Raw genomic sequence first — 21,717 nt, 5'->3', positions numbered from 1 at the left:
CCGGCGCGCCCGGGCCGACGCATTACGTCCCTGGCTCAAGACCAGCGCCTCTCTGTTCCGGAGCCCGCCGACCCCACAATCTCGGTTGCGCCGCCGATTGTAGATGAACTCGCGGGCAAGTGCGGAGATCCAAATCGCAAGCGGTTCAGTGATCCGTGGTCGAATGCATGTGAGCTTGAGGTCGCCGGCCGGCCCCTGATGTCCGGTCCACCGCATTTCCACATGATCTCGGCTCGGCGAAGTACGGGTTTGACGAGGTCGGGAGGCGTCGCCGTTCGGAACATCGTCCCGGCGCCGGGGTTGGATCCCGATCACCCGAGGGAGCCTCCGATGCAAATCCAACCAATGATCAGCACCCACCCCGACGTACGCGGCAGCGTGAACGACAGCCTCATTCGCGCGATCGAAGCGGGCTACGGCTGCGCCGCCGTATGCCGCATCTGCGCTGACGCCTGCCTGGCCGAGGAGATGGTCAGGGACCTGACCCAGTGCATCCGGCTCGATCTCGACTGCGCCGATGTCTGTCTGGCTACGGCCGGGCTCGCCGTGCGGCGCGCCGGCAGCAACGAGGCCTTGATCAAGCGCATGCTCGAGACCTGCGCCGAGGCTTGCGCCGACTGCGCCATCGAGTGCGAGAAGCACGCCGAGATGCACGAGCATTGCCGTATCTGCGCCGAAGAATGCCGGCGTTGCGAAGATGCTTGCCGCGAGGCGGCCGCGTCGATCAGGCCTTCACGGCACTGAGGCTGACCGCTGTCATCGGCACAGGGTCGTATCTTCGACGCTAGCTCGAGCCCAGCTCATCAATCACCGGGCACCTAACCCGTCCGCCTTCACTGCAGTCGGCCACAGCCTGCCTCAGCACTTTCCGTAGCCTCTGCAGATCCTCGATCTTGGCGTCCACGCTGGCGATGTGGTCTTGGGCCATGTCGCGGACTTCGCAGCACGCCTGAACGCCCGGCTCGCTCAGCGCGATCAGGCGCCGAATGGCGTCGATGCCGAAGCCCAGTTCGCGCGACCGGCGGATGAAGCGCAGACGCTGGGCGTGTTCCGGCTCATAGCTGCGGTGGCCGCCCTCGGTCCGGGCCGGCGCGGGCATCAGCCCGATACGTTCGTAGTAGCGCACCGTTTCCAGGTTCACCCCGGCGCTGTCAGCGAGGCGCCCGATCGTCAAACTTCGTGCGGACATGGCTCTTGATCCCGTAGCGGCTACGGGTTGTAGCCTGTAGCAGAAATCGAACGGGAGGTCCCATGGCCATCGATTACGACCGGCCCCGCATGCCCGAGGTCGCCGTCAGCGCCTCGGCCGCCCTCGGCGGTGTCGCCTCGGTGTTCGCCTGGGCCGCGTGCTGTGTGTTGCCTCTGGCTCTGTCCGTGGCGGGCGTATCCTTCGCCGGCGCCGCGGTCATCGCGGGTGCGCGGAACTGGCTGACGCTTCTGGCCGCCGTCATCCTGGCCGCGGGCTGGCTGCTGCATTGGCGTCGCCTGCGGATGTGTCGGAAAGACGGGGCCTGCCGCCACCCTTCGCGGCTCGCCTTCTGGCTGCTGGTGATCGCCAGTCTGCTGATCGTCCTGTCCATGGCCTGGCAGCCGTACATCGAGCCGTGGGCCATGACGCGACTGGCGGCCATGCGATGACCCGGGCCATCGTTCTAGACTCGACGCTGACCTGCCCGGATTGCGGTCATGTCGCGACGGAGACCATGCCCACCGACGCCTGCATCTGGTTTTACGATTGTCTCGGCTGCGGCGTGAAGCTGAAGCCCCTACCCGGCGACTGCTGCGTGTTCTGCTCCTATGCCGACGTGCCGTGTCCGCCGATCCAGGTAGATGGCAAGGGGTGTTGCAGCTAGGCTACGGCGGCATTGCTGCATTCCCGGAGTTCGCCGTGACCGACCACGCCACGCCCAACCTACCGTCGCGGGATTTCGAAGTTACGTCCCAGTTCTACACTCGACTGGGCTTCGAACAGGACTGGCGCGACAAAGGCTGGATGATCCTGAAAAGGGGCGGTTTGACGCTGGAGTTCTTCCCGCATCCGGACGTGGATCCGCTGACCAGCAACTTCAGCTGCTGCCTGCGGCTGGACGACCTGGACGGGTTTTACGCAGAGTGCGTCGTTTCAGGATTGCCGAAAACCTGCTGGGGCCACCCTCGCCTGCACGCGCCGAAGCTTGAGGAGTCGGGACTGCGGATCGGCGCGCTCATCGACCCGGACGGAAACTTGATCCGCCTTATCCAGAACTGAGGCGTCCGGCGGCTCCCCCACGGGAAACCGCCGGAAACCATCGATGCGACGATCAGTTGTGGTCGGCGTGGCCCTGAGGCGCGGGCGTATCCGACGGCGCCGGGGCGGGCGGCGTCGGCTCGGGCGGGGCGGGCTCGGTCTTCATCTCGTCGCAGCAGCTCATGGCGGCGTCCGCGGCCATGTCCTTGCAGCACTCGCAACCTTCGGCGGCGAGGGCCGCGCCGGCGCTCAGGGTTAGGATCGCGCCGGCGGCGGCCAGCAGGTTGGAAACTTTCATCGTCGTTCTCCTAGTGAACCATAAAGCTGACCGAGCCGGACATCTTGTGGCCGTCCGGGCCCTCGGCGGTCCAGGCGGCAGTGTAGGTTCCTGGGGCCAGACGCGGAAGAGCCACGCCGACGGTCGCGGCGGCGGGCGCTGCGGGGACACTCACTTCGACCGGGGCCTGACCTTCGGCGGTGAGCGTGACCGTCTTGAGGACCATCGTATGCGGGAAGGTGACGCTGAAGCGTTCCGGCGAGCCCTGGGTCATCGCCCCGTTCGCGGGAGCCGTCGTGACTCCCGACTGGGTCGCGGCGGCCTGCGCCGGCATGCTGTGGCCGGCGTGCGGATCCTGGGCGGAGGCGGCGCCGGCGAAAGCCAGGGCCGCCGTGAGGGTGAGAATGCGGATCAAGGGGTGGTCTCCTTCGGTTAGAACCAGGCCTTGAGGCCGACGATGAACCGGATGTCCTCGGCCTCGCCGCCGCGGGCTTCGATGTAGCCGGCTGTGTCTCCGAGCGCGCGGCTCCACTCGACGCCGACATAGGGGGCGAACTCCTTGCGGAACTCGTAGCGCAGTCGCAGGCCCGCCTCGACCGAGGACACGCCCGAGCCAATCTCCAGTTCCGGAATGTCGCTGGCCGAAGCGTCGATTTCGAGGCGGGGCTGAAGGATCAGGCGCTGAGTGATGCGCAGGTCGTATTCGGCCTCGACGCGGGCGGTCAGGTCGCCGTCGGTCGACAGGAAGGCGGCGGCGTCGACTTCCCACCAATGGGGCGCCAGGCCCTGCAGGCCGAGGACCAGATGCGTCGTATCTTCGCCGTCGGGCCGGAAGTCCTGTCGCACGCCGGCCTGGAGGTCCCAGAAGGGCGTCACGGCGCGGCTGTAGAGAGCCTGGACTTCGGCGTCCTCGAGCGCGCCGTTGAAATCGCCTTCGCCCTCGGATTTCCACCAGAAGCGGTTGATGTCGCCGCCCGTCCAGCCCTGGACGTCCCAGAGGTAGGTCTCGCCGCCGTCGCCGAAGCCGGCTTCGAGGCGATCGAGAATGACGGCCGTGGTGCGGACGTCGCCGTTTTCGTGAATCAGGGTCCGGCGAGAGGCGGCCATGGCCTCGGCGCCGAAGACGAGATCGGCAGCGTGGACAGGGCCGGCCAGGGCGGCGGGCGGGAGCGGGTCCTCCGGAGGACGGCCGGGGTTGTCGGCGCTGGTCGCCACATTGGGCGGCCCCATGCTCATGGTCGACATGTCATGCCCGGCGTGAGGGTCGGTCTGCGCGGGTGACATGGCCGACATGTCGTGGCCCGCGTGTGGATCAGCCTGGCCGGGCGTCGCCGCCGGCATCTGGTGTCCCGCCTGCGGGTCTACGGGCGCGGGCTGCGCCGGCATCCGGTGGCCTGCATGCGGATCCGCGGCGGGCGGCGTCTGCGCGGGCGGCATGACGTGACCGGCGTGCGGATCCTGCGCCGGTCGGGCCGGCGCCGCGGTCGCCGGCATAGTGTGGCCCGTGTGAGTGTCCTGGGCCTGGGCGCTGAAGGCGCTGACGGCGAGCACCAGCGGGGCGAGGGCGACGGCGAGGCGGCTCATGACGCGGCTCCGTCCATGGGCCGCACCGTCACAACATTGAACATGCCGGCGTGCATGTGCATCAGCATGTGGCAGTGGAAGGCCCAGTCGCCGGGCGCGTCGGCGGTCAGATCGAAGGTCACCTTGCCGCCGGGCGCGACGTTGACCGTATGCTTGAGGGGCTGGTGACCGGTGGGTCCGCCGGTCACCAGTTCAAAGAAATGACCATGCAGATGGATCGGGTGGGCCATCATGGTGTCGTTGACCAGGGTCACCCGCACCCGCTCGTTGCGCTCGAAGCGGATCGGTTCGACCAGTTCGCTGAACTTTCGGCCGTCGAAGCCCCACATGAACCGCTCCATGTTGCCTGTCAGGTGGATCTCCATCGTCCGAGACGGGGGGCGCGGGTCCTTGTTCGGCTGGAGCGACACCAGGTCGGTGTAGACGAGGACGCGATGATCGACTGTAGTGAGACCGATCGGACGCTCACCCAGACGGTTGGCGGGATCCATGGCGATCGCATCGACGCCGACGCCCACCGCCATGTCGGGCGGAGCGTTCTCGGGATCGCGCATGTTCATGCCCGACATGGACATCCCGGCCATCTCGCCGGCCGCGGGCGCGTTCTGGGCCGGAGCCGCGTGGTCCATGCCGGCCATCGCGCCATGATCCATACCGGACATGTCGGCCATCGCGCCGTGATCCATTCCGCCCATGCCCATGTCGCGCATGGTGAGGTTCGGGACCTCTCGCAGGGGAGGGACCTCGGCGGTCATGCCCAGGCGCGGCGCCAGGGTCGCCCGGCCCATGCCGGACCGGTCGATGGCTTCGGAGACGATGGTGTAGGCGCGGTCCTCGGTCGGCTGGACGATGACGTCGTAGGTCTCGGCGACCGAAATCTGGAACTCGTCCGTCTCGACCGGGCGCACGTTCTCGCCGTCGGCCTGCACCACGGTCATCGGCAAGCCCGGGATGCGAACGTTGAAGATGGACATGGCCGACGCGTTGATGATGCGCAGCCGCACCCGCTCGCCGGGCCGGAACAGGCCGGTCCAGTTCTCCTGCGGTCCATGGCCGTTGATCAGATAGGTGTAGGTCGACCCGCTGACGTCGAGGATGTCGCGCGGGTCCATCCGCATCTGGCCCCACATGCGCCGTTCCTCCAGGCTCATGCGGTCGCTGCCGTCCATGAGCCCCGCCAGCGTGGTGCGCTGCTGGTTGAAGTAACCCGGGCTCTTCTTCAGCTTGGCCAGGATTTCGTGCGGATGCATGAAACTCCAGTCCGACAGGACCAGCACATGCTCGCGGTCGTAGGCGACCGGATCGGCGCCCGCCGGGTCGATCACGATTGGGCCGTAGTGACCCATCGCCTCCTGTAGGCCAGAGTGACTGTGATACCAGAAGGTGCCCGACTGCTTGATCGGGAACTCGTAGACGAAGGTCTCACGGGCCTTGATGCCGGGGAAGCTGATGCCAGGAACACCATCCATCTGGAACGGGACGAGCAGGCCGTGCCAGTGGATTGAGGTGTCCTCGTCCAGCGTATTGGTCACCGCTAGCCGGACGTTCTGGCCTTCTCTAAGGCGTAGCAGCGGCGCCGGCAGAACGCCGTTGATGGTCACCGCATGGCCGGTGCGGCCGCCCACGGTGAAGGGCGTGTGTCCGACGGTCAGGTCGATGTTCGGTCCCGTCAGCGTCGGAAGATCCGCCCGCAGTCCCGCCGATCCGGTTTGCGCCCAGGCGGGGAGCAGACCCTGCAGGCCCAGCAGCCCGCCGCCGGCGGCTGCGCCACGGAGAAGCGTTCGGCGATCGAGGCGGGGCGTGGACATAGGCGAGAAATTCCTTGGTCGGGCTATTCAGCCGTTCGTTCAGATACGCGGCCGGGCGGCGTATCCCTCGCGTCAGGATGCCGCAGACGTCGGGATTGCAGCTTGTGCATCTTCCCATCAGGGCAAGGTCAAGCGTTTCCGCCGGAAGCTTGGGCCAAAGCCGCCGTCAAGGTCTTGCGGGCGCGGGCGACGCGGGTCTCGACCGCCTTGGGCGTAATACCGAGGATCGAGGCGATCTCGGCGTGAGACCGTCCCTCGAGCGTGGCGAGCAGAAGCGGCCCCTTCAGGGCGTCGGGAAGGTCCCGCAAGGCGCGTTGCAGAGCTTGGGCCCTGCGCTGATCGTCCAGCCGTGTCTCGGGTGACGGCGCATCGTCGCCCACCGCCGCCGCCTCGGGCGCCTCCAGGCCCATGACGCCGCGCACAACCCGGCGGACCGCGCGCCGCCGGCCCCAGTCTCGACATTTGTTGAGGGCGATGGAGCGAAGCCAGACGTCGAACGGCCGCGCCGGATCATACCGCCGCAGGGCGAGCCAGGCGGACGCATAGCTTTCCTGAAGCACGTCATGCGCTTCGGACTCGTCGCCGACATAGCGGCGCACGAACCGGTAGAGATCGGCCTTTGTGGCGGCCATCAAGGCGGTGAAGGCGGCCCGGTCTCCGGTCGCCGCACGGGCCTCGATGCTCTGCTCAGCACACACGCGCGCCGCTTAGCCGGCGTCGTCGTGCAGGGCCTCGACGACCGCGGCGTCGAACACCTCGGCCTGCGCCGGGGTCAGGACGGATCGCATCTCGAACACATGGGTGATTGTCGCCTTCTGCAGATCGCCCATGGCGGCGTGGAAATGATCGACCGCGGCCTGGACCTGGGGCGTGTCGCCGTCACTGGCGGCGATGGCGGCCGCCAGTTCGCGATTGGCCGCGCGCACTTCCGCTTCGAGCGCCGGCCGCAGAGCGGCGAACCGGGCTTCGACCACGTCGAGCCGTCGATCCTGCTCAGGGCTCAGGTCGAGTTTCTCATGGACGACGCTGTGCAGGCTTGGCGGCTGCCGCTCCCGCATGACCCAGGTCGCGCTCGCCCAGGTCGCCGCGCCGCTGGCCAGCGCGGCCAGGATGGCCGTGATGACGATCGACTTCCAGGAGGCTCTCATCCCCGAACGTCCAGGCCGGAGAGAGGCGACAAGCCCGCCGAGACGGTGAAAATCCGCATCTCGGACGGCTCCGGCCGTGGAGCCATGAGCATTAGCCCTCCGTTCGCGACGCCGATCACCAGAGCGAGCGCAACGGCGGCGACCCGGACCTGACCCATGCGGGCGCGCTCCCTGCGTTCGCCGATCCGCACCCAGACCGCGTCTTCCATGCCGACCAGCCGGCCGGCGTCGCCCGGCCCGACCGCTGCGATCAGTTCATTCATGTCGTCAGTCATTGCGCACCTGCGTCACGCCCCATCTGCCATACGCGCCAGCCTTCCGGTCCCCTCACGAGGGGACGAGCCGTCGCCCGCGTAGATACCAGAGAACGACCGGGACGCGCCCTGTCGTCCGGGGAAAAGACGTGAGCGACAGATCAGGGCCCACGCGGGTTCCATTCCCCGACGTGCTCGATCAACTCACGGGCGTGAGGTTCTTTCTCGCCCTCGGCGTCGTGCTGTTTCACTTCCAGCTCTACTGGACGCTCCCGGCGGAGAGCGCGGGCTTGCTGAACCGCGCGCGCCTGGGCGTGGATGTCTTCTTCATCCTGTCGGGCTTCATCCTGACCCACGTCTACCTGCAGGGAGACCGGGCCCCGAACTACGGTCGATTCCTGGCGGCGCGCCTGGCCCGGATCTATCCGGCTCACCTGTTCATCCTCCTGGCCATGCTTGGGCTGGTGCTGATCGCGCCGGTGTTCGGCGTCGGGCTGGAGCCTGGCCGGTTTAATCCCGTCGACTTCGCGGGCACCCTTCTGCTCGTACAGGCGTGGTTCCCGCGCGAGAGCATGGCGCTCTGGAACGGACCGGCCTGGTCGCTGTCGGCGGAGTGGTTCGCCTATCTGGCCTTCCCCGCCTATGCCGCCCTCGCGCTCCGGCTGCGGGCCAGGCCGTGGGTCCTGATTGCACTCGCCATGCTGTTTTTCGTCGCTTTGGACGCCTTCTACCGCGCCTGGTTCGGCCGGATGCTGCCTCGCGCCGAGGACAGCCTCGGGATCCTGCGCATCATTCCCGAATTCCTCTACGGCATTGGCCTCTACTATCTCGGTCAGCGCTGGACGCCTTCGCCGCGAATGTCCCTCATGGGCGCCCTGGTCGCCACGACCCTGCTGCTGACGCTCATGCAGATCGGCGCCGACGACCGGGTCATCGTGGCGGCGGCCGGTCCCTTCATCCTGTCGCTCGCCCTGTTGGCCAAGGCTCCGGTCCGGACCTTCCTGTCTCACCCCGTCCTTCTGTTCGCCGGCGAAGCGTCGTTCGCCCTCTATCTCGTCCACATCCCCATCCTGATGGTGTGGCGCAATGCGGCGCAGGCGTTCTCCGGCTGGGGTGCGGACTATCGAATGGGCCTGGTCGAACTGGCCGCCATGCTTGTGTTGACGCTCGCCGCCGCGGCCGCCATCCATGTCTTCGTCGAGCAGCCTGGCCGACGGTGGTTGCGGGCGCGGCTGGCGCCGCAGCGCGCCGACCCTGTCGAGGCGCAGCGATCCGTCCACAGCGATCAGGGAGAACCCTTTTGAATCCCGCCAATCTGAACCGTCGTCTACTCATGGGCGCGGCCGTCTTCATCGGCATGGGCGGGTCCGCCTGCGCCCAGACCCGTCCGTCCAGAAACCTCACGGTCTTCAAGACGCCCACCTGCGCCTGCTGCGACGCCTGGATCGCGCACATGCGCCAGGCGGGCTTCACCACCACCATCACCGTCCTTCCAAGCCTTCAATCGGTCCGGAGCAGCCGGGGCATGCCGGACGCGCTCGCCTCCTGTCATACCGGTCTGATCGATGGCTATCTGGTCGAGGGTCATGTGCCGGCCCCGGACGTCATTCGACTGCTGACCGAGAGACCGGCGGCGGTGGGCGTCGCGGTCCCGGGCATGCCGCTCGGTTCGCCCGGCATGGAGACGCCGCAGGGGCGCAAGGAGCCCTACGACACCCTGCTGGTGCTTCGCTCGGGCGCGACCCGCGTGTTCGCCCGCCACAACCCGCCGGCCTGACGCAGATCGCGCTCAGCCCGTTCAGATCACCCACAATCCGGAGTTCGCCATGTCCCGCACCTCTCTCGCCCTCGTCCTGTCGCTCGCCGTTCTTTCGGCGACACCCGCCTTCGCCCAGGACCACGCCCACGGGCATGCCCAAGCCGCCGGCTCGGTCGCCGCGGAAGCTGCGGACGCGGCGGCGGCCGTCGACGCCTTTCACGTCGCCCTGAAGGCCGGCGACACGAACGTCGCCCTGGCAATTATGGCGCCGGATGTGATGATCTTCGAGGAGGGTGGCGCGGAGCGATCGCGCGACGAGTATGCGTCCCATCACCTGGGCTCGGACGCCGCCTTCGCCGCCGCCTCTGAAGCGACGGTGACGCGCAGATCGGGATGGGCCGACGGGGACATCGCCTGGATCACCAGCGAAGGCCGCACCACGGGCCAATTCAACGGCCGCGCCGTAGACCGCCTGACGACCGAAACCATGGTCCTCAAACGCCATGCCGACGGCTGGCGCATCCACCACATTCACTGGTCGTCGCGCGCGCCCGGCTGACGCTCAGGCCCGCGCCAGCGGGTCGCCGGCCCTGCGACGTCGGTGAGGAACATCGGGAAGACGCCCGCCCTCGCGGGCGGGCGTCTTCCCGATAATACGATCAGCAGCAGGTGCAGGCTTCCGCGCAGGCTGCGATAGCGTCGCAGCAAGCGCATACGGCCTGCGCCACGGCGTCCGGCGCGGCCGCGAAGGCGGCTGAACCGGAAGCCAGCAGCACCAGGGCTGCGAGGGTGAGAGTGCGTTTCATGGTTTTGATCTCTGTTTGATTGAATGAGTCCGGTCATCTTCAACAGGATCAGCGTCGTGGGGGCGGGTCGTCCGCCTCCACGGTGAGATCGGCATGCCGCGCATCAAGGGATGGATAAAGGACAGACGCATAGACCCGTGCGGGGGTGGATTCACCGCCTTGGAGGACAAGGCCCTGGCAGATGGCCAGACACGCCTTATGGCACGAGATCCTGACGGTCTTCGGCTCGCACGGGACGCCGTCGCCGCTCATCGACATGGACGCCATATCCTGATCGACCGGAGCTTCGCAGGCGATCGAAGCGGTGGACACGAACAGCACGGCAAACGCCGCGAGCAGCGCGGTCGTCAGTCGGAGGAGGTCATGACGCAGGAACGGCATTGTCTGATCATACTTCAACGGTCGGCGGAGCGACGATCTCATTTTGATCATCGCAATCGAGCCTACAGAGACGCCGGGGGCGGCAGGGTTCCCATGACCGCCACGACGCCAATCAGGGCGAGTCCCAGACCCGTTTCGATCAACAGGCTGCGCCGGAGCGCGCTCATGGCGGCGAGGGAGGGTTGGCCCGTCTCCAGCGCAGAGCCCAGTGTCGGCGTCAGCCGGAACCGGTTGCTCGCCGCCAGCGCCAGCATCAAACCGAAGAGGACGAGCTTGGCGACCAGAAGCTGGCCGTAGAGGTTGCCCGCGATCGACGCCACGCGCTCGGGACCGATCAGGAACCAGCTGTTCACGAGACCGGTCAGCACCAGCAACAGGACCGCCAGCGTTCCCAGACCGGCGAAGCCATGCAGGGCGCGATGGATTGCACGATCGTCCGGACCGGCTCGGCGCAGAAGCAGGGCCGTCAACGCCGCCAGGGCGCCCAGCCACAAGGCCGCTGCCACCGCGTGAATGATGTTGGCGACGAGATGTATGGGCCCGCCAGGGCCCTCGGTGGCCGCGCCATGACCCGTCCACGCGAAGCTGGCGGCCACGATCAGACCCAAGGCGGCCGTCACGCTCCAGAGCGCGCGACCGGGTTTCAGGGCGACCAAGGCGACAAGCCCAAGCAAGGCGGCGGCGGCCCGCACGACCATCGCCATGCCCAGGGCCGTGCCGGTGACCATGAAGGACAGGGACGCGGGTTTGACGGCTTCGCTCAGCGACCCCGCCATGACGGCCGTCTGGGCCACCAGGGCGGCGAGCGAGCCGAGCGCGACGATGATCGCCGCGAGGCGCAATGTCGGTCGCGACCATTCCAGGTTCGGCGCGTCGGGGTCTTTGAAGCTGTAGAGAAGGAACAGCGGCGCGCCGAGAAGGACGACGCCGCCGGCGTATTGAAGCCAGCGAAGCGCGATGACCGCGACTTCCAGCACGGCGTCAGCGCACCGTGAAGGTGTAGGATCCCGTCATGCGGTGGCCGTCGCTCGACGCGATACGCCAGTCGACACGGTAGGCGCCGGCGGCCAGCGGGCGAGCCAGCGCGCCCGTGAGGGTCCTGCCGTCCTCGGCGACCGAGGTGCGGATCGCGATCTTCTCCCCCGCCGCATTGACGACGTCGAAGCCGGAAAAGGCGGGAACGCTGCGTTCGCTGAAGGTCAGGGTCAGCGTCCGGGTCGCGGCCACGGTGGAGTCGGGCGCCGGGGTGGCGCTGACCAGGCGAGCGTGGGCCGCCGCCGGTCCGGCGGCGAAGGCCACGACCGCCGCGACGGCGATGAAGGGCGCGGGGTTGAAGTAACGCATACTCAGTCTCCAGACGTTTGGCCGGTCCCGGCCTTCTGCTTCTCTACGCGCCACACGACCGCGTCCCTCATGAAGAGGAAGCGGGCGGCGGCTGAGGCCTTCCCCCGCACGCCGGGGTCAGCGGCGACGCTTCTCGAGGAGCGCCTGCATCTGGGCGATCTCCTCCTGTTGACCACGCACGATGCCGTCGCACAGGGCGATGATCTCCGGATCGGTCAGGGAGGCTTGCTCGCACATCAACACAGCCCCGGAATGGTGCGGGATCATCGATCGCAGGAATTCGTCGTCGCCAACGAACGCCTGGGTGCGCATGCCGACGAAGCTGCCGACGAAGATCACGACGGCGACCGCTCCAATGACCAGGTTCGTTTTGCGCGACGGGTACATGGACCGCATGAAGACGAGCATGAGGACCGCCATCGGCGCGACCATCATCAGGGTCATGTAGACGTTGTTCAGGTTGAGATAGAAGTGACCGAGCGTGGCGATCATCGTGTACATGACCAGGTACATGATGACGAAATCGAGCGCCAACTCGAGGTACAGGCTCCGATAAGGGCCGAGTCCACGAGCGTTGCCTTGCCCGCCGTGGTCCATCTGTTGATGAGACATCGTCCGTATCCTCTTCAGAAATTTCAGTTCGTCTTCGCCTGCCGCTGCGAATGCCTGGAGACTGCGGTCAGCGTCTAAATCAATCCGGCCCGTCACAGCCGGTTCCTCCCTTGGGTGGGTGGGCGGACTGTTGATTGCCTATCCTGGCTAAAGCCTCACCGCGCGCAGTCTCAGCGCATTGCCGATGACGCTGACCGAGGAGAGCGCCATTGCGAGCGCCGCAAGGGCAGGCGAGAGAAGCCAGCCGAAGACGGGATAAAGCAGGCCAGCCGCCACGGGGATGCCAAGGGCGTTGTAGCCGAAGGCGAAAACGAGGTTTTGGCGGATGTTGCCCATCACCGCGCGGGACAGACGCCGTGCGCGCACGATGCCTTGCAGATCTCCGCCCAGCAGGGTGACGCCGGCGCTTTCGATGGCGACGTCCGAACCCGCCCCCATGGCGACGCCGACATCGGCTGCGGCGAGGGCAGGGGCATCGTTGACGCCATCCCCCGCCATGGCGACGATCCGACCCTGCGAACGAAGCTGTTGAACCACAGACGCCTTATCCTGCGGCAAAACCTCCGCCTGGACTTCGTCGATGCCGAGGCGCCGCGCGACCGCTTCGGCCGTCGTCCGGTTGTCCCCGGTCATCATCACCAGCCGCAGACCGGCCGCTTTCAGCGCGAGGATCGCAGCCGGCGTGGTGGCCTTGATGGGATCGGCGATGCCGATGACCCCGGCCGCCTTTCCGTCGATCGCCACGAATATGGCGGTGGCGCCGTCATGGCGAAGGGCCTCCGCCTTCGGCTCCAGCGCGGAGACGTCGATTGAAAGCTCGCCGAGAAAACGGGTGTTGCCCAGGGCGACCTGGCGGCCCTCAATCGTCCCGCGAACGCCGCGACCGACCGGGCTGTCGAAGTCCGCGGCCTCGGTAAGGGGGATGTCCCGGTCCTTGGCTGCCCGGACGATTGCGTCGGCCAACGGATGTTCGCTGCCCCGCTCGAGGCTGGCCGAAAGACGCAGGATGTCCGTTTCCACGAAGCCGAGGGCGGGCAGGATCGCCGTCACCGACGGACGGCCCTCCGTCAGGGTGCCGGTCTTGTCCAGAACGAGAGTGTCGACCTTCTCGAAGCGTTCGAGCGCCTCGGCGTTCTTGATCAGGACGCCGGCGTGGGCGCCACGTCCCACCCCGACCATGATCGAGATCGGCGTCGCCAGACCCAACGCACAGGGACAGGCGATGATGAGCACCGAAACGGCGGCGACCAGGGCGTAGGACAAACGGGGCTCGGGACCGACCAGGCCCCAGACGACGGCGGCGAGCAGGGCGATCGCGATCACCGTGGGAACGAACCATCCGGAGACCGTATCGGCCAGCCGCTGGATCGGGGCGCGACTGCGCTGGGCCTGGGCCACCATCTGGACGATCTGCGCCAGCAGGGTGTCGGCGCCCACCTTGTCGGCGCGCATGATGAAGGATCCGGTCTTGTTGAGCGCGCCGGCCACGACGCGGTCGCCGACATCCTTGGTCACCGGCATGGACTCGCCGGTCACCATGGATTCGTCGACAGCGACCCGACCCTCCAGGAGTTCGCCATCGACCGGGATCTTCTCTCCGGGCCTTACCCGCAGGCGGTCGCTGACGGCGATCTGGTCAAGCGAGACATCTTCATCGATGCCGTCCGCCCGGATTCGGCGCGCGGTCTTGGGCGTGAGGTCCAGCAGGGCGCGGATCGCGCCCGACGTCTGTTCGCGGGCGCGCAGTTCCAGAATCTGCCCGACGAGGACCAGCACGGTGATGACCGCCGCCGCCTCGAAATACACCGGCGCACTGCCGTCGGCCTTCAGAAAGGCGGGCGGAAACAGGGTTGGCGCGACGACGGCCACGACGCTGTAAAGCCATGCCACGCCGACCCCCATGGCGATCAGGGTGAACATATTCAGCCGCCGGGTGCGCAGCGATGTCCAGCCGCGCTCGAAGAAGGGCCAGCCGCACCAGAGAACCACGGGGGTCGCCAAAGCGAACTGGATCCAGTTCGACATCTCGCCCGGGACGAACATGTGGAGATTGGCCAGGTGTCCGCCCATTTCCAGGGCGAAGACCGGCAGGGTCAGGACCAGACCGACCCAAAAGCGTCTGGTGAAGTCGATCAGCTCGTGGTTGGGCGGGGCTTCCGCCGTGACCGTCTCCGGCTCAAGCGCCATGCCGCAGATCGGGCAGGAGCCTGGGCCTTCCTGCCGGATCTCGGGGTGCATCGGGCAGGTGTAGATGGCGCCGGGAACGGCCGGCTCGGCCTCCACGCGAGGGTTCAGGTAACGCATCGGATCGCCGATGAATTTGGTCCGGCACCCCGCCGAGCAGAAGAAATAGTCCTGACCGCCATGACTGGCTCGGTGAGCGGTAGTCGTCGGATCGACCGACATGCCGCAGACGGGATCCTTGACCGTAGCCGCGCCATCCGAGGCCTTCGCCCCGCAGCAGGCGTGACCCGAGGCATGATTGTGAGGATGCGTGGACATGTCGCTCTCTCCGGCTGACCGAAGGGCTAACATATACCCATGCGGGGTATATCGCAAGATACCCGTAGGGGGTATATGGGGGGTGCTCAGGAGAACAGGCCCCATGCAAACCGACACGAAACCCAAAGTCCTCAACAGGCTCAGCCGGATCGAAGGCCAGGTGCGGGGAATCTCCCGCATGGTTGAAGATGACCGGTATTGCGTCGACTTGCTGAACCAACTTCAGGCCGTTCGAGCCGCGCTGCGTCGCGTGGAGACCGAAGTGCTACGGGATCACCTCGACCACTGCGTCATGGGCGCTATGACCGGCGACGATCCCGAGGATCGCAAGGCAAAGGCCGGCGAGCTGATCGAGCTCTTGGCGCGGACCGGACGGTAGAGTTGGCGGAACGAATGGGCCCTCCTGGTCGCTAACGTCGGGATCCCAAGGAGCCGTCATGAAGCGCATCAGCCTCGTCCTCGCCGCCTGCGCCTTGGCTACGGCCTGTTCCCCGCAAGCCGAAGAGCCCGCCGTAGCCGCGCCTGAGGCCCCCGCAGCGGCGGACGCCCATGGCGGAATGGAGGGCGGCATGGCTGCGCCTGCGCCCCGCGACTCCGTCGCCACCCAAGGCTACAAGGCCTCGATGAACACGATGATGGAGGCGATGCCCGCCTTCACCGGGGACGCGGACATCGACTTCATGAAGCAGATGCGAGGTCACCACGTCGCCGCCGTCTCGATGGCCCGTGTGGAGCTCGCGCAAGGCAAGGACGCCCAAGCGCGGAACCTGGCCCAGGAGGTGATCAGGGCGCAGGAGCGCGAAATCACCCTGATCGACGCCTGGCTCGCCCAGAAGGGAGCGTCGGCGGCTCCCGCCGCCTGATCGCGAGATCAGCGCACCGCGTCCGACGACCAACGATGTGCGTAATCCGCCATCTGTCGTCCTCGTGGCGAAAGACCGATCGGCCAGTCCCGCCGTCCTCGAAAATCAGGACGCCGTCGGCCGCAAAGCCAGTGCGGCGTTTGCATCCCGGTCGTCGCGCGCGGCATGACACGCGTCGACGACGCTTGTCGCTATCGCCATACGATCGAGCCGGTAAGCTCGACGACGACCGTGCGGATGAGATACAGTGTACGTCCAAGTGATGGTGCACAGTGGCAAGGCGAACCGAACTCGTTGCATTGCAGCTCAGTGCTCAGAGAGTCCCATAGACCGCAAAAGATGACGAATTCACGCAGATGTTATTGCTTAGAATTTTCTGAATGTTTTCAGAATACTTCCCGTCTGTCGGTTGTTCAATCGGTCCGCCGGTTGATAAGCGAGAAAAAACCCCAAGCCGATCAGCGGCTTGGGGTAATTTGTGTAATCGAGTGGGAATAGGGCAGGGCGTCCGTTGGTTCTTTCAAGTGGCAGGTATTCTTCTAAACCGCACAATGCGCCAGCGTGCAGGTTGCACCTACTTTGCCGCTTAACCCACGCTCTTCAACGAGATTACAAATCCGCCATCAGGATCGTCGCCTGCTTGCGAGTCGCGGTCGAATATGACTAAACATGAATGACACCGGTAGCAGTCAAACGGCCGACTCGTTTTGACACCGGTGTCTCCCGTCAGCAGCGGGAGGCGTGAACGAGGGCGTTCGATCCTTGATGCGCAACACTTGGGAGGAGAAACTAGAATGATCCAACGCCACAAATTTGCGCGCCACGCCCTTGTCGCCACCGCGTCGCTGGGAGCCCTAGCTCTCGCAATGATGGCGCATGACGCTGCCGCTCAAACGGTCGAGGTCGCTGCGCCTCAGACGGGTGACGCTGCAGAAGTCGATGACATCGTCGTCACGGGCTTCCGGGCCAGCCTTCAGAACTCCTTGAACATCAAACGCCGCGAAGCTGGCGTCGTCGACGCCATTTCAGCTGAGGACATCGCGGATTTCCCCGACACCAATCTGGCCGAGTCGATCCAGCGCATTCCCGGCGTCTCGATCGACCGTGATGCGGGCGAGGGCCGGTCGATCACCGTCCGCGGTCTGAGTTCGGAGTTCACCCGCACGCGGATCAACGGCATCGAGGCCCAGGCATCGACCGGCGCCACCGACTCGTCGGGCGGGGTGAATCGCGGTCGTGGCTTCGACTTCAACGTCTTCGCCTCAGAGCTCTTCAACAATATCACGGTGCGCAAGACCGCCTCAGCCGAGACGGAAGAGGGGTCGCTGGGGGCGACCGTCGATCTGCGCACCAGTCGTCCGTTCGATAAGACCGGCTTCCAAGGTGCGCTGTCGGGCCAGTATGGCTATAACGACCTGTCGCAGGACTGGAGCCCGCGCTTCGCCGGTCTGATTTCGAACACCTGGGCGGATGACCAGATCGGCGCTCTTTTCTCGATCGCCTACAGCGAGCGCGACAGTCTGGAGGAGGGTTTCAGCTCGGTGCGCTGGGGACCTGCCAGCGCCGACGGCGGCTTCCAGAATGGCGCTGTCCTGCCGAACGCCGCGCGCACCTACCACCCTCGCATCCCGCGCTATGGCAGCTTGGAGCACAGCCAGGAACGTCTGGGCGCGACGCTGTCAGTGCAAGCCCGGCCCGGCAACGGTCCGACCCTGTTCACGATGGACATGCTCTACTCGAAGCTGGATTCGACGCGCAGCGAAAACTTCCTGCAAGCCTGGTCGCTCAGCCGTGGCGCCGATCAGGGCGGCAAGCCGCAAGTCGACATCATGAGCTTTGAGATCGATCCCGACACGGGCGAGATGATCTATGCCCAGCTCGACGACATGGACATCCGCAGCGAGCAGCGGTTTGACGAGCTGGAAACCGAATTCAAGCAGATGACCTTTGGGGTCGAGCACGAGTTTTCGGATCGGCTGCGGTTCGACGGCCTGATCGGTCGCGCGGAATCCAGCTTCGCCAACCCGGTCCAGGTCAGCGCCATCATCGATCGACAGAACGTCGATGGCTATTCTTACGACTTCCGTCAAAACCGCAATCTGCCGGCGATCAACTGGGGCTTCAACGTCGCCGACCCCACGCAGTGGAGTGTTGTCGGACCGACCGGCGCCCAGCCCCGCTCGGAGCTGCGCATCAGTTCGAACTTCCAGGAAAACGTCTATACGACGGGTGAGGCCAACTTCGCCTTCGACGTAAGCGATTGGCTCACACTGAAAGCGGGCGTCAGCCGCAAGGAATACGAGTCGAGCAGCCGCGCCTTCGCGCGCCCAAACAACGCCAACGGTTCGCCAGCGCTGCCGGCGGGCACGAGCATGGCTTCGGTCACCAATCTGCTGAGCGGGTTCGGTCGCAATCTCGATCTGCCGTCGGGCGCTGCGACCAGCTGGGTTCGGCCGGATCTGGCTGCGTTGCAAACAGTCTGGAACTACAACTGCAACTGCGACACGGGCGTAGCAGGCGGTGATTTCCGACTGATCGGCCTGAACGGCAATCCGTCCACCTATGGCAACTGGCGTGACGTGACCGAGACCGACACCGGCGCCTATGTGCAGGCCGACTGGGACACGGAAATCATGGGTGTGCCCTTCCGAGGCAACGTCGGTGTGCGTCAGGTCAAGACCGAGGTCGACGCCTTGGGTTATTCGAACGTCGGTGGTGTTGCGACGCCGGTCCGGGGCGAGAACGAATACGACGACACCCTACCGTCGCTGAACGTGTCGATCGAGCCGATGAAGGATTTGATCGTGCGTTTGGGCGCCGCCAAGGTCATGGCGCGACCGCCTGTCACGAGTTTGGTTCCGGTCTTCACGCTGAGTGCAGCCGGGGCGGCGACGAATACGGCGTCGCTGGGCAATGTCGAGTTGGAACCCTATCGGGCGACGACCTACGACCTGTCGGTTGAATATTACTTCGCGCCTGAAGCTCTGCTGTCCTTCGCCTACTTCTACAAGGACATCTCGACCTATGTGCAGACGACCACCGAACCGCTGTCGTACAGCCAACTGACGGCCTTGAACCCTGTGGCCTTCCCGGCGGGCGGTCGTCCTGCCGGCGACATCTATCAGTTCAGCACGCCCACAAACACGCCGGGCGGCCCGCTGAAAGGCTTCGAGATCAGCTATCAGCAGACGTTCTCCTTCCTGCCCAGCCTGCTGTCGAATATCGGTACGCAGCTGAACTACACGCACGTTGAATCCGAGATTCAGTATTGCGTCACCGCAACCTGCGCGGCCTTCGTGACGGCGGATCTGGTCAACCTGTCGCCAAACGCCTGGAACGCGACGCTGTATTATGACGACGGCAAGTTCAATGCCCGTGTGTCGGCGGCCTATCGCGACACCTATTTCCAGAGCGTGCCGGGTTCGAACGGCGCCACGGGTCTGATCCCCTATCAGGGCAAGACCGAAACCACGACGATCGACGCTTCTGCATCGTATAACCTCACCGATAACCTCAGTGTTTCGGTCGAGGGGCTGAATCTGACCGACGAAGCCAACCGTCAGAACCACGGCGACATCGGCCTGCCGCGTGACAGCACCTATGTGTATCACCACACTGGCCGCCAGATTTACATCGGCGCCCGATATCGCTTCTGATCCCAACAGATCGGCGAAATAAGATACGCGGCGTCGGTATAACCGGCGCCGCCTTTCTTTTGACGTTGGCCGAACTGGCGCGACGCGACGAGAAGATTTTTGCTTGCGACCTAGTTGCCTCGGCGGAAGTCGAAACTTTGGTTTGCGACGAAATCTTCCCAGGCGCTGCGCGTGGCGAAGTCCAGGCCGCGATCCCACGCCGATCCCATGTAGTAGGTGAACGGCTGACCCGGCGTGACCCGCACCAGGATCAGATAGTTGTCGGCGTCTTCGGTAAAGCCTTCGACCGTTGCAGGATCAACCGCCAAGGCGATGCCAAGCGAGCCATGCTCGGGGTTCTCAGGCTCCCAGAACATCAGACGCCCGTGTGCGGCGTCGCGCGTGACGAAACCCCGTCCGTTGTCGTTGCTGCGTTTCGAAATGCCGATCGCGACGATCAGCGGTGCGTCGGAATTCGAGGTTAGAGTTGAAGTCATGCGCGTGAAGTTGGACCCTAACGGAAGGCTGAACTCACGCGTTTCTGAAACCGTGCGTACGACGTCGACCGGCCAAGGGCGGTAGGTCACGCTGAACCGCGCCTCGTCGCCGCCGGTTTTCTCGATCTGGTAGGTGGAGAAGTTGCGACTCGTCCAGAGCTTGTTGTCGTACCAGATGCCCAGACCTCCGGCGCCTCTGCCGCGTCCCACGTCGTAATAATCCAGGCCTTCACCGCGATCGACGTGATAATTCGGGAACTTCAGCTGACGGTCCATGAAGGGATAGCGGACACGTTTGGCCCACACATCGATGCCCGAGCCGGAGGGCGCCTCGCGCGCTTCAAGCGTGGGACCGTAAATGCGATGAGCGACGCGATCGTTTTCCCATAGCAGATCATCCAGGCGATCCGGCGCGAAGCGGGCGACGGCGCGCGGTCGCCGCTGATCTTCGGGGGGCGGCTCCAGCGGTTCGATGGTCGAGGGTCGATTCAGAGCGGATGGATCGTAGGAGAGCGCCGAGGTCGCACGCATCTCGGCGTCTCGACGGCGGATTTCTTCGGCGCCGACGACCGTCACGGGGGCGGGCGGGACGGGCGTGGTCGCAGCGATCACTTCGGCCGTGTCGCGCGTGGGTTCCGCCAATGGCAGAAAGCGAACTGGGTCATTCAGCGACGCGACTTCCAGCCCGGCCAGAATATAGGTTCCTGAAGCATAGAGGCCGACGTCTTCAGGGTCGGTTGACACGGGCTGATCGCCGGTCTTCTGCGCCGCGCCCACCAGGCCGTTCGCAAGGACATGGCGGTTCAGGCCGGCCCAACCCTTCAACACATACGGCAGGTAGGTGTCGCGATCCAGAAGGCCGTGATTGATCCCCCAGGCCAAGGCGTAGACATAGAAGACCGAGCCTGAGGTTTCAGCCTCGGGATAGGCTTCGGGATCCAGCAAGCTGGCGCGCCACAGTCCGTCCTCTTGCTGGAGACCTGCGATCCTGCCGGCCATCTTCTGGAAGAGGTCGACATAGAGGCCGCGCCCGGCGAAATCGGCAGGCACGGACTCCAGCCATCGCACCAAACCTCCCATGACCCAGCCATTGGCCCGCGACCAGTAGATGCGGTCGCCGTCGGCGTCACGATGGTTCTCGTCCTTGAACCGTTCGTCGCGCAGAAAGAGTTTTTCTTCCTCCACCCACAGCCGCGCCGCTGTGCGTCGCCATTCCTTGTCTGCGGCGTTCAGATATTTCGGATCGCCCGTGATCGCGGTCATCCGGGCGAAGACCGGGGGCGCCATATAGAGGGCGTCGGCCCACCACCACACCAGCGCGGTTGTGTCTTCCGCCCTGGCCAGATAGGGGACCTGCCAGTCCAGCCGCTGACGCAGCGGCATCAGCCCGCCCTCCTGTCCACGACGCGCGTAGAGTTCTTCGTAGAGATCGCCGATCGCGATATCGTCGGCGTTCAGCATCGTCTTGCCCGAGCGCGCGCCCCGTACACTGTAGTTGTAGTGATCGGCCACGGCGCTCAGAAAGCGCAGCGTTCTCCTGTCGTCCGAGACGCGCGCAAGCCGCGAAGCGCCGACGTAAAAGGTGGCTGCGACCCAGTTCGACGACATCTGCGTCAGGTTGCTGCCCGTCGATAGGGCGAGCGGTTCGGCGGCCATGGCTGCGATTTGCGAGGAGGCGACATATTCGACTGCCGCCATCGTGCTCTCGCGTGACGGCACGCCTGCCAAGTCAGTGTAAAGGGCGGGGCGATCGCGTTGAGCCAGCCATTCAGCCTCGACGCCCGGCGGCAAGGCTGCGACCGTTTGCGCTAGAACGGGGCCGGACATGGCGGCCGAGCTCATCAGGACTGCAATCAGGCCAAGGCAGGGTCGGGTTGGCAGGGCCATGCTTTCCTCCGGCGCTGCTCCTGGCGGCGCATGATGGTTGGTGGCCCACTTGAACAGCGAGCCGCAACGTAACCGGTGTCAATTTCTGACGATCAGCTGTCGGTATCTCTTGTCAGCCTTATATCGTCCACTA

Annotated in this window: 25 protein-coding genes; 10 read left to right on the top strand and 15 right to left on the bottom strand. The window is 65.6% G+C overall.

The annotated features are described in order from the left end of the window. Nucleotides 1-345: 345 nt before the first annotated feature. Nucleotides 346-744, top strand: a complete 399-nt coding sequence (locus tag E4341_RS11210; RefSeq protein ID WP_008261099.1) for a four-helix bundle copper-binding protein — start codon at nucleotides 346-348, stop codon at nucleotides 742-744. A 40-nt stretch (nucleotides 745-784) separates the two neighbouring features. Here E4341_RS11210 and E4341_RS11205 read toward each other — a convergent pair whose 3' ends face one another. Continuing rightward, nucleotides 785-1,189 (bottom strand): helix-turn-helix domain-containing protein, encoded by a 405-nt coding sequence (locus E4341_RS11205; RefSeq protein WP_040349355.1) that lies wholly within the window; start codon nucleotides 1,187-1,189, stop codon nucleotides 785-787. A 62-nt stretch (nucleotides 1,190-1,251) separates the two neighbouring features. Here E4341_RS11205 and E4341_RS11200 point away from each other — a divergent pair, with 62 nt between their 5' ends. From E4341_RS11200 to E4341_RS11190, 3 genes are read left to right on the top strand one after another with little or no spacing between them, the layout of a single operon-like run. Next, on the top strand, nucleotides 1,252-1,638 hold the full coding sequence (locus tag E4341_RS11200; RefSeq protein ID WP_008264030.1) for an MFS transporter permease: 387 nt from the start codon (nucleotides 1,252-1,254) through the stop codon (nucleotides 1,636-1,638). Further along, the gene (locus E4341_RS15715) at nucleotides 1,635-1,853 is read left to right on the top strand and encodes a GDCCVxC domain-containing (seleno)protein (RefSeq protein ID WP_083793340.1); all 219 of its coding nucleotides are present in this window, start codon (nucleotides 1,635-1,637) and stop codon (nucleotides 1,851-1,853) included. Before E4341_RS11200 ends, E4341_RS15715 begins: the two co-directional genes overlap by 4 nt. A gap of 35 nt (nucleotides 1,854-1,888) precedes the next feature. Next, the gene (locus E4341_RS11190; protein ID WP_040349972.1) at nucleotides 1,889-2,248 is read left to right on the top strand and encodes a bleomycin resistance protein; all 360 of its coding nucleotides are present in this window, start codon (nucleotides 1,889-1,891) and stop codon (nucleotides 2,246-2,248) included. A 52-nt stretch (nucleotides 2,249-2,300) separates the two neighbouring features. On the opposite strand, the gene E4341_RS11185 is transcribed toward E4341_RS11190, so the two are convergent. The 7 genes from E4341_RS11185 to E4341_RS11155 form a co-directional block, all read right to left on the bottom strand. Continuing rightward, nucleotides 2,301-2,525, bottom strand: coding sequence for a hypothetical protein (locus E4341_RS11185; protein ID WP_008262058.1), 225 nt, complete (start codon nucleotides 2,523-2,525; stop codon nucleotides 2,301-2,303). A gap of 10 nt (nucleotides 2,526-2,535) precedes the next feature. Continuing rightward, complete coding sequence (locus E4341_RS11180) at nucleotides 2,536-2,919, bottom strand: copper resistance CopC family protein (RefSeq protein WP_008261639.1); 384 nt, start codon at nucleotides 2,917-2,919, stop codon at nucleotides 2,536-2,538. Between the two features lie 17 nt (nucleotides 2,920-2,936). Continuing rightward, nucleotides 2,937-4,088: a copper resistance protein B gene (locus E4341_RS11175; RefSeq protein ID WP_040349356.1), complete on the bottom strand. Its 1,152-nt coding sequence runs from the start codon at nucleotides 4,086-4,088 to the stop codon at nucleotides 2,937-2,939. Further along, nucleotides 4,085-5,896, bottom strand: a complete 1,812-nt coding sequence (locus E4341_RS11170) for a copper resistance system multicopper oxidase (RefSeq protein ID WP_008264371.1) — start codon at nucleotides 5,894-5,896, stop codon at nucleotides 4,085-4,087. Before E4341_RS11170 ends, E4341_RS11175 begins: the two co-directional genes overlap by 4 nt. 128 nt (nucleotides 5,897-6,024) lie before the next feature. Next, nucleotides 6,025-6,594, bottom strand: coding sequence for an RNA polymerase sigma factor (locus E4341_RS11165; protein ID WP_165117301.1), 570 nt, complete (start codon nucleotides 6,592-6,594; stop codon nucleotides 6,025-6,027). 9 nt (nucleotides 6,595-6,603) lie between these two features. Next, nucleotides 6,604-7,044 (bottom strand): Spy/CpxP family protein refolding chaperone, encoded by a 441-nt coding sequence (locus E4341_RS11160; RefSeq protein ID WP_008264166.1) that lies wholly within the window; start codon nucleotides 7,042-7,044, stop codon nucleotides 6,604-6,606. Next, nucleotides 7,041-7,319 carry a hypothetical protein gene (locus tag E4341_RS11155; RefSeq protein WP_040349357.1) on the bottom strand — a complete coding sequence of 93 codons (279 nt, stop codon included), beginning with the start codon at nucleotides 7,317-7,319 and terminating at the stop codon, nucleotides 7,041-7,043. The genes E4341_RS11160 and E4341_RS11155 overlap by 4 nt, the downstream gene beginning before the upstream one ends. 191 nt (nucleotides 7,320-7,510) lie before the next feature. Between E4341_RS11155 and E4341_RS11150 the strand changes: the two genes are divergently transcribed. Genes E4341_RS11150 through E4341_RS11140 form a run of 3 tightly spaced genes read left to right on the top strand, consistent with a single transcriptional unit; the run spans nucleotide 7,511 to nucleotide 9,616 of the window. Beyond that, nucleotides 7,511-8,602 (top strand): acyltransferase, encoded by a 1,092-nt coding sequence (locus E4341_RS11150; RefSeq protein WP_240893533.1) that lies wholly within the window; start codon nucleotides 7,511-7,513, stop codon nucleotides 8,600-8,602. Next, a complete protein-coding gene (locus tag E4341_RS11145; protein ID WP_084375403.1) occupies nucleotides 8,599-9,075 on the top strand; it encodes a DUF411 domain-containing protein in 477 nt (158 codons plus the stop codon). The genes E4341_RS11150 and E4341_RS11145 overlap by 4 nt, the downstream gene beginning before the upstream one ends. Nucleotides 9,076-9,124: 49 nt before the next feature. Then, a complete protein-coding gene (locus E4341_RS11140) occupies nucleotides 9,125-9,616 on the top strand; it encodes a nuclear transport factor 2 family protein (protein WP_165117299.1) in 492 nt (163 codons plus the stop codon). Between the two features lie 100 nt (nucleotides 9,617-9,716). Here E4341_RS11140 and E4341_RS11135 read toward each other — a convergent pair whose 3' ends face one another. From E4341_RS11135 to E4341_RS11110, 6 genes are all read right to left on the bottom strand, one after another. After that, a complete protein-coding gene (locus E4341_RS11135; RefSeq protein WP_164952583.1) occupies nucleotides 9,717-9,863 on the bottom strand; it encodes a hypothetical protein in 147 nt (48 codons plus the stop codon). 48 nt (nucleotides 9,864-9,911) lie between these two features. After that, the gene (locus E4341_RS11130) at nucleotides 9,912-10,244 is read right to left on the bottom strand and encodes a hypothetical protein (protein ID WP_165117297.1); all 333 of its coding nucleotides are present in this window, start codon (nucleotides 10,242-10,244) and stop codon (nucleotides 9,912-9,914) included. A gap of 62 nt (nucleotides 10,245-10,306) precedes the next feature. Continuing rightward, nucleotides 10,307-11,221: a copper homeostasis membrane protein CopD gene (gene copD / locus E4341_RS11125; RefSeq protein WP_165117295.1), complete on the bottom strand. Its 915-nt coding sequence runs from the start codon at nucleotides 11,219-11,221 to the stop codon at nucleotides 10,307-10,309. A gap of 4 nt (nucleotides 11,222-11,225) precedes the next feature. After that, nucleotides 11,226-11,588: a copper homeostasis periplasmic binding protein CopC gene (gene copC, locus E4341_RS11120; RefSeq protein WP_165117293.1), complete on the bottom strand. Its 363-nt coding sequence runs from the start codon at nucleotides 11,586-11,588 to the stop codon at nucleotides 11,226-11,228. Nucleotides 11,589-11,705: 117 nt separating this feature from the next. Next, nucleotides 11,706-12,200, bottom strand: coding sequence for a DUF305 domain-containing protein (locus tag E4341_RS11115; RefSeq protein WP_230974793.1), 495 nt, complete (start codon nucleotides 12,198-12,200; stop codon nucleotides 11,706-11,708). 147 nt (nucleotides 12,201-12,347) lie between these two features. After that, nucleotides 12,348-14,702 carry a heavy metal translocating P-type ATPase gene (locus E4341_RS11110; RefSeq protein WP_165117291.1) on the bottom strand — a complete coding sequence of 785 codons (2,355 nt, stop codon included), beginning with the start codon at nucleotides 14,700-14,702 and terminating at the stop codon, nucleotides 12,348-12,350. Nucleotides 14,703-14,805: 103 nt separating this feature from the next. On the opposite strand from E4341_RS11110, the gene E4341_RS11105 reads away from it, so the two are divergent. The 3 genes from E4341_RS11105 (at nucleotide 14,806) to E4341_RS11095 (ending at nucleotide 19,221) form a co-directional block, all read left to right on the top strand. Next, entirely contained in the window at nucleotides 14,806-15,081 is a 276-nt protein-coding gene (locus E4341_RS11105) for a metal-sensitive transcriptional regulator (protein WP_165117289.1), read from the top strand. 58 nt (nucleotides 15,082-15,139) lie between these two features. Then, on the top strand, nucleotides 15,140-15,565 hold the full coding sequence (locus tag E4341_RS11100; protein ID WP_165117287.1) for a DUF305 domain-containing protein: 426 nt from the start codon (nucleotides 15,140-15,142) through the stop codon (nucleotides 15,563-15,565). Nucleotides 15,566-16,359: 794 nt separating this feature from the next. After that, nucleotides 16,360-19,221, top strand: coding sequence for a TonB-dependent receptor (locus E4341_RS11095; RefSeq protein WP_165117285.1), 2,862 nt, complete (start codon nucleotides 16,360-16,362; stop codon nucleotides 19,219-19,221). 110 nt (nucleotides 19,222-19,331) lie between these two features. Here E4341_RS11095 and E4341_RS11090 read toward each other — a convergent pair whose 3' ends face one another. Then, nucleotides 19,332-21,584 (bottom strand): glycoside hydrolase family 88 protein, encoded by a 2,253-nt coding sequence (locus E4341_RS11090; RefSeq protein WP_165117283.1) that lies wholly within the window; start codon nucleotides 21,582-21,584, stop codon nucleotides 19,332-19,334. Between the last annotated feature and the right edge of the window lie 133 nt (nucleotides 21,585-21,717).

Origin of the sequence: Brevundimonas sp. 'scallop', assembly GCF_011045535.1 — a bacterium.
In the GTDB taxonomy this organism is placed as follows: Bacteria; Pseudomonadota; Alphaproteobacteria; order Caulobacterales; family Caulobacteraceae; genus Brevundimonas; species Brevundimonas vesicularis.
The sequence above is the reverse complement of the archived record's forward strand: the minus strand, read 5'-3'. Positions and strand labels throughout refer to the sequence as shown.

Coding starts and splice junctions, on each gene's coding strand:
- E4341_RS11170 (WP_008264371.1), bottom strand. CDS start 5,896: ATGTCCACGCCCCGCCTCGATCGCCGAACGCTTCTCCGTGGCGCAGCC.
- E4341_RS11100 (WP_165117287.1), top strand. CDS start 15,140: ATGAAGCGCATCAGCCTCGTCCTCGCCGCCTGCGCCTTGGCTACGGCC.
- E4341_RS11185 (WP_008262058.1), bottom strand. CDS start 2,525: ATGAAAGTTTCCAACCTGCTGGCCGCCGCCGGCGCGATCCTAACCCTG.
- E4341_RS11095 (WP_165117285.1), top strand. CDS start 16,360: ATGATCCAACGCCACAAATTTGCGCGCCACGCCCTTGTCGCCACCGCG.
- E4341_RS11210 (WP_008261099.1), top strand. CDS start 346: ATGATCAGCACCCACCCCGACGTACGCGGCAGCGTGAACGACAGCCTC.
- E4341_RS11175 (WP_040349356.1), bottom strand. CDS start 4,088: ATGAGCCGCCTCGCCGTCGCCCTCGCCCCGCTGGTGCTCGCCGTCAGC.
- E4341_RS11115 (WP_230974793.1), bottom strand. CDS start 12,200: ATGTCTCATCAACAGATGGACCACGGCGGGCAAGGCAACGCTCGTGGA.
- E4341_RS11110 (WP_165117291.1), bottom strand. CDS start 14,702: ATGTCCACGCATCCTCACAATCATGCCTCGGGTCACGCCTGCTGCGGG.
- E4341_RS11160 (WP_008264166.1), bottom strand. CDS start 7,044: ATGAGAGCCTCCTGGAAGTCGATCGTCATCACGGCCATCCTGGCCGCG.
- E4341_RS11130 (WP_165117297.1), bottom strand. CDS start 10,244: ATGCCGTTCCTGCGTCATGACCTCCTCCGACTGACGACCGCGCTGCTC.
- E4341_RS11205 (WP_040349355.1), bottom strand. CDS start 1,189: ATGTCCGCACGAAGTTTGACGATCGGGCGCCTCGCTGACAGCGCCGGG.
- E4341_RS11155 (WP_040349357.1), bottom strand. CDS start 7,319: ATGACTGACGACATGAATGAACTGATCGCAGCGGTCGGGCCGGGCGAC.
- E4341_RS11105 (WP_165117289.1), top strand. CDS start 14,806: ATGCAAACCGACACGAAACCCAAAGTCCTCAACAGGCTCAGCCGGATC.
- copC (WP_165117293.1), bottom strand. CDS start 11,588: ATGCGTTACTTCAACCCCGCGCCCTTCATCGCCGTCGCGGCGGTCGTG.
- E4341_RS11135 (WP_164952583.1), bottom strand. CDS start 9,863: ATGAAACGCACTCTCACCCTCGCAGCCCTGGTGCTGCTGGCTTCCGGT.
- E4341_RS11140 (WP_165117299.1), top strand. CDS start 9,125: ATGTCCCGCACCTCTCTCGCCCTCGTCCTGTCGCTCGCCGTTCTTTCG.
- E4341_RS11200 (WP_008264030.1), top strand. CDS start 1,252: ATGGCCATCGATTACGACCGGCCCCGCATGCCCGAGGTCGCCGTCAGC.
- E4341_RS11090 (WP_165117283.1), bottom strand. CDS start 21,584: ATGGCCCTGCCAACCCGACCCTGCCTTGGCCTGATTGCAGTCCTGATG.
- E4341_RS15715 (WP_083793340.1), top strand. CDS start 1,635: ATGACCCGGGCCATCGTTCTAGACTCGACGCTGACCTGCCCGGATTGC.